This window comes from Vandammella animalimorsus (assembly GCF_002288875.1).
In the GTDB taxonomy this organism is placed as follows: Bacteria; Pseudomonadota; Gammaproteobacteria; order Burkholderiales; family Burkholderiaceae_C; genus Lampropedia; species Lampropedia animalimorsus.
In genome coordinates, this window is the sequence record NZ_NTBH01000001.1 from 246,732 (window position 1) to 259,386 (window position 12,655).

A 12,655-nucleotide genomic window follows, 5' to 3' on the forward strand; every position below is an offset into this window, starting at 1 on the left:
GGACGCAACATGCACGCACCAGCATTCACGACGGCCAATGCCGCCAGCGCAGCCCAGGCGGCCTGGCTCATTGCGTTGATAGGCCTGGCAACTGCCTGGCCAGCCCTGGCGCAAGGGGGCGGCGAGGGGGCCAGCGATGCCCAAATCATGGCCCAGGCCATTCGCGAAGCCAAGGCTTACCAGCGCGGGGCCAGCGGGCCAATGGGCGCGCCGCCACCGTCGGGCCAGCCGCTGCAGCCCGCCTTGTTGGCCCCGGTCTTTCAAAGCGCGGCGCAAGCGCGCAACCAAGCGGGCGTGACGCTGCGCTTTACTGCCCAGGCGCCAGCACGCTTTGCCGGCCGGCGCCTGGCGCTGGAGAAAGCGACCAGGGACCAGTGCTACACCGATGCGCCCTTGCGCCCCGGCGCGGCCTGCCGCAGCGTCACGCCCGAGGCCATGGATCGCATCGTGCAAGGCCAGCAGTGGTACGCCCGCAACCAGGCCAGCGCCGACGAGCAGCAGCGCATCTACAAGGAGCGCAGCGCGCAAAGCGACGCCCCTTGCCAGGAGTGGATGGCGGCGCTGCCGCCGGACTTCACGGTGCTGCACATCGACCAGCCCGCCCGCATCGGCCAGGGCAAGCGCTTGCAGGGCATCCAGCTCAAGGGCGACGACAGCGGCGGCGGCGTGGTCTACCACGTGCAGGCGCGCATCAATCAGCCGGAAAAGCCCGTCGTGCTGCTGCTGACCAGCTACTACCCCGCCATCTGGCAGATCTCGCGCAGCCCGCAGACGCGCATCGCCGCCGTCTGGGCCAGCGGCTACCACCGCCAATACCCCATCGGCACCGATGAGCAAGTGCCCGTGCTCACCACCTCCCACGACGAACCGCGCTGCAAAAGCCACCGCCCCCAGGGCCTGCCGCCTTTTGCCAGCCAGGCGCAGAAGTTCAGCAGCGACCGCACGGGCGAAGTGCTCATCGGCGAGCCCAGCGCCCGGTGGATATCGCACGGCCACATCGCCAGCCTGCAAAAAGGCAGCGATGAGCTGCACTCGGGCCAGGGCGGCATGGCGCAATTGCTGCAGCGCGGCATCGTGCGCCAGGTCACCGAGCGTGAATACGCGGCCAACCGGCAGCAGCGTGGCCAGCGCGCCTATCTGCGCAACCAGCCAGATGCCCCCGTCCAAGACCACTACCGCATCCTGCAAGCCATGCGCTTTCCTAGCGGCATGTACGGCGGCTATTCGGCCCACTTCTATGTGCCCGAGGGCGTGCCTTTGCCCGAAGGCGATGTGGGGCACAACAGCATCTACCTGTTGCCCAGCGGCTATTGCCTGGGGGTTTGCCCCTGACTGGGGCAGGCGTGGGCATCGCTCTGGAAAGCGCAGGGCTGTTGCTTGCCATCACGCAGCCACTGCAATATATTGCAGGCGATATGATGCTGTACGTGCTGGATACCAATGTGCTTGTGGCCGCATTGCGCAGCCCGGCGGGGTTTTCTGCAGAGCTGCTGCGGCGCACGCTGCTGGGCCGCTTGCGCGTGGCGTGCAGCGTGCCGGTGTTCATGGAGTACGAAGCCGTTCTGTTGCGGCCCGAACATCTGGCTGCGGCTGAGCTGTCTGCATCAGCGGTGTGCAATGTGCTGGATGTGCTGGCCGGTGTCGTGCAAACCGTGGAGATTCACTTCCTATGGAGGCCCCAATTGCGCGATCCGCACGACGACATGGTGCTGGAGCTGGCCGTCAATGCCCAGCGCTGGGGCCGGCCCGTGGGCATCGTGACCTTTAACCAGCGCGACTATCTTCCCCAAGCCCGGCACTTTGGCCTGGCGCTTGTCTCACCCCGGCAAATCATCGAAGGAGATTGAAATGGGAACCCCCAGCAACTATGCCCTGCGCCTGCCGCGCTCCTTGAAAGCCGGCGCCGAACAAGTCGCCCGCGAGGACGGCAGCACGCTGAACCAGTTCATCGTCAGCGCGGTGGCCGAAAAGCTGGCGGCGCTGAAGACGGCCGACTATTTCACGCAGCGCGCAGCGCGCGGCGACATGGCCGCGGCCCTGGCCACGCTGGGCCGCGCTGGCGGCCAGCAGCCTGAAGGCGAGGATGCGCCTTGATCGCTCCTTGATGATCGCCCCCCTTGAACACGCTTTGAACGGGGCGGCGCGCCGCTACAGCCGCGCCAGTCGCTGCAATGCGGCGCGCAGCGTCTCATCCTGCTTGGCAAAGCAAAAGCGGATGACCTTCTGGTCAAACCCGTCGCCATAGAAGGCCGACAGCGGGATGGCGGCCACGCCGATCTCGCGCGTGAGCCATTGGCAGAACTGGTCTTCCGGCAGGTCGCGCTCGGGCACGGTGAGCTCTTCAATGCCTACGCACTGGAAGTAGCTGCCTTCGCAGGGCAAGAGCTTGAACTTGGTCTGCGCCAGACCTTCACGGAACAGGTCGCGCTTGGCCTGGTAGAAGGCCGGCAGCCCCAGGTAGGGCGCGGCATCTTGCATGTAGGCGGCCAGGCCGTGCTGCATGGGGGTGTTGACGGTGAACACGTTGAACTGGTGCACCTTGCGGAACTCGGCGCTGAGCGCGGCAGGGGCGGCCACGTAGCCCACCTTCCAGCCCGTGACGTGGAAGGTCTTGCCAAAGCTGCTGACGATGAAGGCGCGCGCGGCCAGACCGGGGTAGCGCGCGGCGCTTTCGTGGCGCAGCGGGGCGTAGACCATGTGCTCGTACACCTCGTCGCTGATGAGCAGGACGCTGGTGGGCGCCAGCAGCTCCTGCAGGCGCAGCATGTCCTGGCGTGACCACACGGTGGCGCTGGGGTTGTGCGGGGTGTTGATGATGAGCGCGCGGGTTTTGGGGCCGATGGCGGCGGCGATCTTGTCGAAGTCGGGCCGGAAGCTGCCAAGCATCAGCGGCACGCGCACGGCCGTGGCGCCGGCCAGGGCGATGCCGGGCAGGTAGCTGTCGTAGCAGGGTTCGAGCACGATCACCTCGTCGCCCGGCCCGGCGCAGCACAGCAGCGCGGTGAAGATGGCCTGCGTGGCCCCGGCGGTGACGGTGATCTCGCGCTCGGCGCAATAGGCGCGGCCGTACAGCGCCTCGGTCTTGGCGGCGATGGCCTGACGCAGCGCGGGCACGCCGGCCATGGGCGGGTACTGGTTGTGGCCCTGCTGCATGGCGGCGCTGACGGCTTCGGGCAGGCGCGGGTCGCAGCCAAAGTCGGGAAAGCCCTGGCCCAGGTTGATGGCCTGGTGCTCGCCCGCCAGCGCGGACATGACGCTGAAGATGGTGGTGCCCACCTGGGGCAGGCGCGAAGCGATGGCGGGCGTGGCCGAAGCCAGAGTGGGTGCGGCAGACATGGCAGCAGAAAGAAAAGGGCCGTGGGCGGGTTGCGAGAGCCGAGTGAAATACGACGGGGCAGCAGCCGGGCGCGCCCAGACCCAATCGGCCTGCAGCGCGCACCGCGCTTGCGCCCGAGGCAATCTGCTCAGTCGCCCGCCTGCATGCGCATGGCCGCGGCCTGGGCGTGGGCTTGCAGGCCTTCGCCTTCGGCCAGCACCTGGGCGATGGCGCCGAGATGACGCGCGCCGGCCGGGCTGACTTCGATCAGCGAGCTGCGCTTTTGGAAATCCATGACCGACAGCGGCGAGGAAAAGCGCGCCGTGCCGCTGGTGGGCAGCACGTGGTTGGGGCCGGCGCAGTAATCGCCCAGCGATTCGCTGGTGTAGGCGCCCAGGAAGATGGCGCCGGCGTGGCGCAGCAGCGGCTCCCAGCGCTGGGGCTCGCGGCTGGAGATTTCCAGGTGTTCGGGTGCGATGCGGTTGCTGATGGCGCAGGCCTCGTCCATGTCGCGGGTCTGGATCATTGCGCCACGGCCGTTCAGGCTCTGGGCGATGATGGCCGCGCGCGGCAGCGTGGGCAGCAGGCGGTCGATGGCCTGCTGCACGGCGTCGATGTAGGCCGCATCCGGGCACAGCAGAATGCTTTGCGCCAGCTCATCGTGCTCGGCCTGGGAGAACAAATCCATGGCCACCCAGTCCGGCGGGGTGCTGCCATCGGCCAGCACCAGGATTTCGCTGGGCCCGGCAATCATGTCGATGCCCACCTGGCCGAAGACGTGCTTCTTGGCGCTGGCCACGTAGGCGTTTCCAGGGCCGGTGATTTTGTCCACCTTGGGCACGGTCTGCGTGCCATAGGCCAGCGCGGCAATGGCCTGGGCGCCGCCGATGGTGAACACCCGGTGCACGCCGGCCACGTGGGCTGCGGCCAGCACCAGCGGGTTTTTCTCGCCCCTGGGGGTGGGGGCGACCATGATGATTTGCCCCACGCCAGCGACCTGTGCGGGAATGGCGTTCATCAGCACGCTGGAGGGGTAGGCGGCCTTGCCGCCGGGCACGTAGATGCCGGCGCGATCCAGCGGCGTGACTTTCTGACCCAGCAGGCTGCCGTCCTCGTCGCGGTAGCTCCAGCTCTGGCCGGCGGCCTTTTTCTGTGCCTCGTGGTAGCTGCGGATGCGCGCTGCGGCCTGTTGCAGCGCCTGGCGCTGGGCTTGGGGCAGGCCATCGAAGGCGGCCTGCAGCTCACTGGCGGGGATTTCCAGCTCGGCCACGCTGGCTGCCTGCAGGCCGTCGAGCTGTTGGCTCAGGCGCAGCACGGCGGCGTCGCCCTCCTGGCGCACAGCCTGCAGGATGTCGGCCACGCGCTGCTCGATGGCCGCGTCGGTATCGGCGCTCCAATGCAGGCGCTGCTGGAACTGGGCCTCGAAATCGGGCGACTGGGTGGACAGGCGCAGAGGGCTGGCTTTGAGGGTCATGGCAAAAAGGGCGGGCAATGAAGGCGCTGGGACACTTGGTCGCTGGCGCTGCGGCAATCCGGTATGGCGGCGGGCGGCGCAGCTCAGCGGCGGGACTTGGAGTGGATGGCGGCGGCCAGGGGTGCAAACCTCAGGCCGCTGCCGCGCTGCGTACGGCGGTGGCCTGGGCAAAGACCTCGATCAACTGCCGCAGCGGCGCTTGCTTGAGCCGCAGCGCGGCCTGGTTGACGATGAGCTGGGAGCTGATGTCCATGATTTGCTCGACTTCCACGAGCTGGTTGGCGCGCAGCGTGCTGCCGGTGGAGATCAAGTCCACGATGGCATCGGCCATGCCCGTCAGCGGCGCCAATTCCATGCTGCCGTAGAGCTTGACCAGATCGACGTGCACACCCTTGCGGGCGAAAAACTCGCGCGCGATGGTGGTGTACTTGGTGGCCACGCGCAGGCGCGCGCCCTGGCGCACAGCGCTGGCGTAGTCAAAACCGGCAGGCACGGCCACGCCCATGCGGCAGCGGGCAATGCGCAGATCCAGCGGCTGGTACAGGCCTTCGCCGCCGTGCTCGATGAGCACGTCCTTGCCGGCCACGCCAATGTCGGCACCGCCAAACTGCACGTAGGTGGGCACGTCGCTGGCGCGCACCAGCACCACGCGCAAGCCTTCGCGGTTGCAGGGCAGGATCAGCTTGCGCGATGTCTCTGGGTCATCGAGCACAGCAATGCCTGCGCTGGCCAGCAGCGGCAGGGTTTCATCGAAGATGCGCCCTTTGGACAGGGCCAGCGTAATCATGGTGGTTCGATCGCTTGGGTGGTGCGGGGCGCGTTCCGCAACCCCGATGGCCGGTTGAAAACAGGGCGCGATTTTAGAGCGTGTTCAAAGCCATGGCCTGCGCCAATGCAGTGCGATTGGGGGGGGCGCAAAGTGCATCACACGCTCAAGGCTTGCAACCGCCCTTGCCCTGGATGCAGGGCAGCTCGGCCATGCTGTCGCTCCGGTGGGCGCCCCGGTAGAGCGCCCAGCGCCGACTGCGGTCCGGGTGAAGCATCAGCACCAGATTGGCCACGGCGTGCTGTTTGAACCATTGGGCGGGAAAGTCGCCGAGATCGCCTTGCTCGATCTTGGGCAGGCTGTCCAGCAACTGCTGGAACTGGCTGTCGTCGTCGAGCAGCCACAGCCAGGCATCGGGCTCGCGCTGGTGCCACTGCTGCGCCAGCGCAATGATGCGGGCATCGTCCAGCCCGGCGGGCACCCGCACGTACAAGTGCCGAAAGCCATAGCGGTTGACGAACTGGCCCAGCCGCTGGCCTTCGGCCAGATCCTGCGGGGCGGCGGCGGCCTTTGCCTGGGGCGGCGTGGCCTGCGCTGCGGCCTGGGCGCTGGCGGGCTGGGCGCTGGCGGGCTGGGCCGCCACTGGCAGCGCAGTCAACAGCAGCGCAGCCAGCAGCATGGCGGGCAACAGGCCCGGCAGGGCGGAGGATGCGATGGGGGGCAGAGTGCTTTTCATGGGCGGCATTGTCACGGTGTGGGCCGCGCCGGAGTGGTATCAAGGTGTATCGGCCCGCGCTGCTCAGCCGGGCATGAACAGCTGCTGCAAATCGCTGAGGAAATCAAAGCCGCGCTCGGTGGGACGCAGCAGATCGGGGCCGGGCTGCTCCAGCAGGCCGCGCTGCAACGCCTGCTGCAAGGCCGGCTCGATGCTCGACAGCGGCATGCCGGTGCGGCGCTGGTAATCGGAGAGCAAAAAGCCCGAGCGCAGCCGCAGCGCATTGAGCATGAACTCGAAGGGCAGATCCTGGCGGGCCACCTCGTGCTCCTGCGCGATGGCCTGGCTGGCCAGCGCGGCCTGCATGTAGCGCTGCGGATCGCGCACGCGCACCTGGCGCACGATGTGGTGCGCGAAGCTGAGCTTGCTGTGCGCGCCCGCGCCCAGACCCAGGTAATCGCCAAATTGCCAATAGTTCAGGTTGTGGCGGCACTGATGGCCAGGCTGGGCATAGGCCGAGACCTCGTAGCGCTCAAGGCCAGCCTGCGCAGTGCCGGCCGTGATGTGGTCGAGCATGTCGTAGGCCAGGTCCTCATCGGGCAGGCGCGGCGGGTACTTGGCAAACAAGGTGTTGGGCTCGATGCTCAGGTGATAGACGGACAGGTGCGGCGGCTGCAGCGCCAGCGCCGTGGCCAGGTCCTCGCGCAGCAGCGCCAGATCCTGGCCGGGCAGGGCGTACATCAGATCGAGGTTGAAGGTCTCGAAGGCCTCGCGCGCTTCCTGCACGGCCGCCAGGGCCTGGGCGCGGCTGTGCACGCGGCCCAGGGCGTGCAGCTGCGCATCGCCAAAGCTTTGCACGCCGATGGACAGGCGCGTCACGCCCGCATCGCGGTAGGCGGCAAAGCGGTCGGTCTCGAAGGTGCCGGGGTTGGCCTCCAGCGTAATCTCACAGCCGGGCACCAGCCGCAGGCGCGCCCGCACGCTGGCCAGCAGGCGGTCGATGTGCTCGGCATCGAACAGGCTGGGCGTGCCGCCGCCCATGAAGATGCTGATGACGCTGCGCCCCCAGACCAGCGGCAGCGCCGCATCCAGGTCGGCCTCCAGCGCCTGCAGATAGCGCAGCTTTTGCTCCGCCCCCAGGCCCGCGCCCGGCGCCGCGCCGCGCACGGCGTGCGAGTTGAAGTCGCAATAAGGGCATTTGCGCAGGCACCAGGGCAGGTGCAGATACAGCGACAGGGGTGGCAGTTCCTGCAATTGCAGCAGGCCAGGGCGCTGGTAATGCGCGATGTCGGCGGGGGAGGGCATGGGGCGACTGGGGCGGCGGGCAAAGCATAGAATCTTAGAGCCTGTTCAAAATCTCGGCGCGAGTGGGCAAGAAGCGGTTTGGGATGGGCTGCAAGGCGCAAAACGCAGCCATAGCTGGGGCTATGGCGAGGCTTTGCAACGCAGCAGAGCGCCCAAATCCGCTCTCGTGACCGCCGTGCAAAGATTTTGAACAGGCTCTTAGAGCCTGTTCACGATCTCTGGCCTGCGCCAAGATCATGAACAGGCTTTGAATCGCTGCGGCCGAGCAAAGATGGCCCGCAGCCCGATGAAGCCGCATGCCATGCTGGCCTTGCGTGCGAATGGCAGGGGTAGGGCATGCATGCACTGTGGATGGTTTTGGGCGCGTTCCTATTTGCGACGATGGGGGTGTGCGTCAAATATGCGTCGGCACATTTTTCACCGGCGGAGATGGTGTTCTACCGCAGCGCCATTGGCGTGCTGCTGTTGGCGGCGCTGGCTCGCCGGCAAGGTGTGGGCCTGGCCACGCAGTACCCTGGCATGCACGTCTGGCGCAGCATCGTCGGCGTGGCGGCGCTGGGGGCCTGGTTCTACGCCATCGGCAAGCTGCCATTGGCCACGGCCATGACGCTCAATTACATGAGCAGCGTCTGGATCGGCGTGTTCGTGCTGGCCGGCACGCTGCTGCACTGGCGCCCCGATGCGCGCCACGGCAAGCCGCCGCTGCATGGGCCTTTGATGCTGACGATTCTGGTGGGCTTTGCCGGCGTGGTGCTGATGCTGCGCCCGAGCTTTGCCGCTGAGCAGAGCTTTGCGGCCATCGTCGGCTTGCTCTCGGGCATGATGGCCGCGCTGGCCTACATGCAGGTGGCGGCGCTGGGCCGCCTGGGCGAGCCCGAGACGCGCGTGGTGTTTTATTTCGCGCTGGGCGGCACGCTCGCCGGAGGCGCCGTCATGGCCGCCACGGGCGCGCACAGCCTGGCCACGCCAGCGGCGCTGTGGCTGCTGCCCATCGGCCTGCTGGCCACGCTGGGCCAGCTGTGCATGACCCATGCCTATTCCACCGCATCGAGCGCGCGCAACACGCTGATGGTGGCCAGCCTGCAGTATTCAGGCATCGTGTTTGCCTCCCTGTACGGGCTGCTGCTGTTCCAGAGCGAGCGCATCGGCGCCTGGGGCTGGCTGGGCATGGCGCTGATCGTGCTCAGCGGCCTGACCGCCACCGTATTGCGCGCCCGCGCCGCCAAGCCGGCCTGACTCCTGCTGCGAAGCCAATCCTGCCGAACAGGGCTGCGCGCAGTATTTTTTGCGCCATGCCGGGCGCAGGCGGGCGGGCGGCTGGCTTTTGCTGTCATAATTCGCGCGCTTCGAGAAACGGCGGCGTGCGCCGCGTGCTGCCCGCCTTGTTTCTCCGCAGGGCTTGGCTTGCGCAATGGCTGCCGTTGTTGACGCGCCGCGCCAGTCCATGGCGTCAGGCGCAGCAACTGCTCATCGCAGAGCAGTCTCTTGCCCCGGCGCTGCGCCACGCCTGTATATGCCAGCCAGGCGTGCTGCGTTTGCTCCCTCATTAGCCCCTGCGGCCCCGTTGGCCGCCTTGCTTATTTGTTCCTGTCTTGCCAAACGCGCCAATACGGCGGGCAAGCCCAGGCCTGGGCCGCATCGCGCGCATGCGCGGCAGCGACATCTTCCCCATTCCCCACACACTCTCTTAGTTCTGGAGACCGTATTCATGCACTTGAATGAGCTCAAGGCACTGCATGTGTCCGAGGTATTGAAGCAGGCCGAGGCCCTGGGCATCGAAAACACCGGCCGTATGCGCAAGCAGGAGCTGATGTTCGCCATCATCAAGAAACGCGCCAAGGAGGGTGAGCAGGTCTTTGCCGATGGCGTGCTGGAAATCCTGCCCGATGGCTTTGGCTTTTTGCGCAGCCCGGACACGAGCTTCACCGCCAGCACGGACGACATCTACATCTCGCCCAGCCAGGTGCGGCGCTTCAACCTGCACACGGGCGACATGATCGAGGGCGAGGTGCGCATCCCCAAGGATGGCGAGCGTTACTTTGCGCTGACCAAGCTCGACCGCATCAACGACGGCCCGCCCGAACAGAACAAGCACAAGGTGATGTTCGAGAACCTCACGCCGCTGTTCCCCAAGCAGCAGATGAAGCTCGAGCGCGACATCAAGGCCGAGGAGAACATCACCGGCCGCATCATCGACATCGTTGCCCCGCTGGGCCGTGGCCAGCGCGCGCTGATCGTCGCGCCGCCCAAAAGTGGCAAGACCATGATGATGCAGCACATCGCCCACGCCATCACGGCCAACAACCCGGATGTGCACCTGATGGTGCTGCTGGTCGATGAGCGCCCCGAGGAAGTGACCGAGATGCAGCGCACCGTCAAGGGCGAGATCATCGCCTCGACCTTCGACGAACCCGCCGCGCGCCACGTGCACGTGGCCGAGATGGTGATCGAGCGTGCCAAGCGCCTGGTGGAGCTGAAAAAGGACGTGGTGATCCTGCTGGACTCCATCACCCGCCTGGCGCGCGCCTACAACAACGTCGTGCCCACCAGCGGCAAGATTCTTTCCGGCGGTGTGGATGCCAATGCCCTGCACCGGCCCAAGCGCTTTTTTGGCGCCGCGCGCAATGTGGAGGAGGGCGGCAGCCTGACCATCATCGCCACCGCGCTGGTGGACACGGGCAGCCGCATGGACGAGGTGATCTTTGAGGAGTTCAAGGGCACGGGCAACAGTGAAATCCACCTCAGCCGCCGCCTGTACGAAAAGCGCGTGTTCCCGGCCATCGAGCTGTCCAAGAGCGGCACGCGCCGCGAGGAGCTGCTGCTGGCGCCCGAGGTGCTGCAGAAAACGCGCATCCTGCGCCAGTTCCTGTTCAACATGGACGAGATCGAATCCATGGAGCTGATGCTCAAGAACATGAAGGCCACCAAGAACAACCACGAGTTCTTCGACATGATGCGCCGTGGCGGTTGAGCCACGGCCCCACGCGCCTGCTTGCCGGCCCCCCTGCCGGCCTGTGGAACAATCGCGCCTTTGACCTGCTGTAGCCTTTTGCCGTGGACGCCCCGCCAACGCCGCCCCCCGCGCCGCCACCAGCCGCTGCTCCATTGCCCCAGCTGCTGGCGCGCTGGCGCAAGCCCCTGACGCTGCCGGCCTGGGGCATCTGGCTGCTGTCGCTGACGGCGGCGCTGGCCTTGTGGCTGGCCCATGGGCAGTGGAAGCGCCTGAACCACCTGCAGGAGCGCCTGGCCCAGCAATCGGCCGCCACCCAGGCCGAGGCCATCGAGGCGCGCAGCCTCTCGCAGCAGGCTCAGGCCCTGGCGCAGCAGGCAGCCACCCGCGCCAGCCTGAGCGAAGCGCGCATCAATGAATACACGCTGCAGCGCTCGCACCTGGAGCAGCTGGCCTTCGAACTCTCGCGCACGCGCGACGAGGCCATGCTGATCGACATCGAGGCCTCGCTGCGGCTGGCGCAGCAACAGGCCCAGCTGACCGGCTTGGCCGATCCACTCATCGCCGCGCTGCGCAATGCCAGCCACCGCCTGCAGCGCGCCGAGCAGCCGCGCCTGACGCCCATTGTGGCCGCCATCGACCGCGACCTGGCGCGCCTGAGCAGCACGGCCGTGACGGACACGGCCGGTCTGCTCGGCCGCATGGATGCGCTGCTGCTGCAACTGGAAAGTCTGCCACTGGGCAACGCCGTGGGCAGGGGCAACCGCAAGCGGGCCGTGCGCGCGCCCGTGGCCATCTCCGACCACGAGGCCCAGGCCCTGGGCGTGCTGCCCGGCAGCACCATTGCCCCGCAGGCCAGCACCCCAGCCCAGCCGCCAGCCGAGCCAGCGCCTGCACAGCCGCCACAAACGCCGCCCCCGCAAACAAGGCTTGACGCAACAGAGGCCCCGGCGGCAATGGAAGAAGCCCAGCATGCCGAAACGCAAGACGACGAGGGCGGCTTCTGGGCCGGATTGCGCCAGGCCTTTCACGGCCTGGTGCGCGTGCAGCGCATCGAGCACCCGGACGCGGCATTGCTGACACAGGAGCAGGCCTTCTTCCTGCGCGAAAACCTGCGCCTGCAACTGATGAATGCCCGCATGGCCCTGCTGGCCCGGCAAAGTGCCTCGGCGCGCACCGATCTGGCCGGTGTGCAGGCCTTGCTGCGCAAGTACTACGATCTGGACGCGCCGCGTACCCGTCAGGCGCTGCGCACCCTGCAGCAATTGCAGGAGCACATCCAGGCCGTGCAGCCGCCGGCCATCACGGACACGCTGCTGGCCATCGCTGCCGCACAAGATACCCTGCGCCCGGCCGGCGGCCAGGGCGGCGCAGCCCATGCAGCAGGCGAGGAGGAGGGCGGCAACGCTACCGCTGCGCCGGCTGCAGCCAGCCATCCGCAGGGGCGGCAGTGATGCGCAGCGCGCTGTGGGTGCTGATGCTGTTTGCCTCCGCCGTGGCGGCAGCTTTGTTCCTGAGCAACAATGGCGCCACCGTCACGCTGTTCTGGTTCCCCTACCGGGTGGACATGTCGCTGAACCTGCTGCTGCTGCTGCTGGCCCTGGTCTTCATGCTGGGCTTGCTGCTGCTTTACGCGCTGGTATCGGTCTGGCGCATGCCGGCCGAAGCCCGCCTCTGGCGCGAATACCGACACGATGCGGCCGCCCATCACGCATTCGTGCGCGCTGCCGAGCATTTTGCGCAAGCCCGCTGGCAGCAGGCCGCCGAGGAGGCTGCCGCCGTGCCACCGCTGCTGGCGCAGTGGGAAGCGCAGCACGCGCAGAGCAAGGCTGCCAGCGCCGACGTGCAGGCCCATGCACGCCTGCTGGCCGTCAGCCAGCAGCTGCAACAGGCGGCGCAGCAGCGCCTGCAGGGCAGCGCCAGCGCCACGGAATCGCCGATCGCACCGATTGCGCCGGCCACGCCCACGCCAGCGCTGCTGCAAGCGCCCAGGGCGCAGCGCGCAGCGGCCCAGACCAGCCCAGCAGCGCCAGGGCAGGGCGATTGGGCAGGCCCGCCCCACGAGCAGCCAGAGTAAGCGCCTGTTCAAAGCCACTTCAAAGTCACGGGCTGCCTGCCCGCCAGCACCG

12 protein-coding genes are annotated in these 12,655 nt (G+C 67.5%); 7 read left to right on the forward strand and 5 right to left on the reverse strand.

What is annotated here, in order from left to right:
- Positions 1–9: 9 nt before the first annotated feature.
- The 3 genes from CLI93_RS01010 to CLI93_RS01020 all read left to right on the forward strand — a co-directional run bounded on the left by CLI93_RS01010 (position 10) and on the right by CLI93_RS01020 (position 2,094).
- Positions 10–1,332 (forward strand): hypothetical protein, encoded by a 1,323-nt coding sequence (locus tag CLI93_RS01010; protein ID WP_095541986.1) that lies wholly within the window; start codon positions 10–12, stop codon positions 1,330–1,332.
- A gap of 86 nt (positions 1,333–1,418) precedes the next feature.
- Positions 1,419–1,847, forward strand: a complete 429-nt coding sequence (locus CLI93_RS01015; protein WP_143326357.1) for a putative toxin-antitoxin system toxin component, PIN family — start codon at positions 1,419–1,421, stop codon at positions 1,845–1,847.
- Between the two features lies 1 nt (position 1,848).
- Entirely contained in the window at positions 1,849–2,094 is a 246-nt protein-coding gene (locus CLI93_RS01020; RefSeq protein ID WP_172424242.1) for a YlcI/YnfO family protein, read from the forward strand.
- 54 nt (positions 2,095–2,148) lie between these two features.
- On the opposite strand, the gene CLI93_RS01025 is transcribed toward CLI93_RS01020, so the two are convergent.
- The 5 genes from CLI93_RS01025 to hemW all read right to left on the reverse strand — a co-directional run bounded on the left by CLI93_RS01025 (position 2,149) and on the right by hemW (position 7,576).
- A complete protein-coding gene (locus tag CLI93_RS01025) occupies positions 2,149–3,336 on the reverse strand; it encodes a pyridoxal phosphate-dependent aminotransferase (RefSeq protein ID WP_095541988.1) in 1,188 nt (395 codons plus the stop codon).
- Between the two features lie 128 nt (positions 3,337–3,464).
- Positions 3,465–4,790, reverse strand: coding sequence for a histidinol dehydrogenase (gene hisD / locus CLI93_RS01030; protein ID WP_095541989.1), 1,326 nt, complete (start codon positions 4,788–4,790; stop codon positions 3,465–3,467).
- 130 nt (positions 4,791–4,920) lie between these two features.
- Entirely contained in the window at positions 4,921–5,577 is a 657-nt protein-coding gene (gene hisG / locus CLI93_RS01035) for an ATP phosphoribosyltransferase (protein WP_095541990.1), read from the reverse strand.
- Between the two features lie 145 nt (positions 5,578–5,722).
- A complete protein-coding gene (locus CLI93_RS01040) occupies positions 5,723–6,292 on the reverse strand; it encodes a hypothetical protein (RefSeq protein WP_143326353.1) in 570 nt (189 codons plus the stop codon).
- A gap of 63 nt (positions 6,293–6,355) precedes the next feature.
- On the reverse strand, positions 6,356–7,576 hold the full coding sequence (gene hemW / locus CLI93_RS01045; RefSeq protein WP_095541992.1) for a radical SAM family heme chaperone HemW: 1,221 nt from the start codon (positions 7,574–7,576) through the stop codon (positions 6,356–6,358).
- 336 nt (positions 7,577–7,912) lie between these two features.
- Between hemW and CLI93_RS01050 the strand changes: the two genes are divergently transcribed.
- The 4 genes from CLI93_RS01050 to CLI93_RS01065 all read left to right on the forward strand — a co-directional run bounded on the left by CLI93_RS01050 (position 7,913) and on the right by CLI93_RS01065 (position 12,603).
- Positions 7,913–8,812, forward strand: coding sequence for a DMT family transporter (locus CLI93_RS01050; RefSeq protein WP_095541993.1), 900 nt, complete (start codon positions 7,913–7,915; stop codon positions 8,810–8,812).
- A gap of 472 nt (positions 8,813–9,284) precedes the next feature.
- Complete coding sequence (gene rho, locus CLI93_RS01055; protein WP_095541994.1) at positions 9,285–10,547, forward strand: transcription termination factor Rho; 1,263 nt, start codon at positions 9,285–9,287, stop codon at positions 10,545–10,547.
- Between the two features lie 83 nt (positions 10,548–10,630).
- Positions 10,631–11,980 (forward strand): uroporphyrinogen-III C-methyltransferase, encoded by a 1,350-nt coding sequence (locus CLI93_RS01060; protein WP_095541995.1) that lies wholly within the window; start codon positions 10,631–10,633, stop codon positions 11,978–11,980.
- Positions 11,980–12,603 (forward strand): heme biosynthesis HemY N-terminal domain-containing protein, encoded by a 624-nt coding sequence (locus CLI93_RS01065; RefSeq protein WP_095541996.1) that lies wholly within the window; start codon positions 11,980–11,982, stop codon positions 12,601–12,603. Before CLI93_RS01060 ends, CLI93_RS01065 begins: the two co-directional genes overlap by 1 nt.
- Positions 12,604–12,655: the final 52 nt, after the last annotated feature.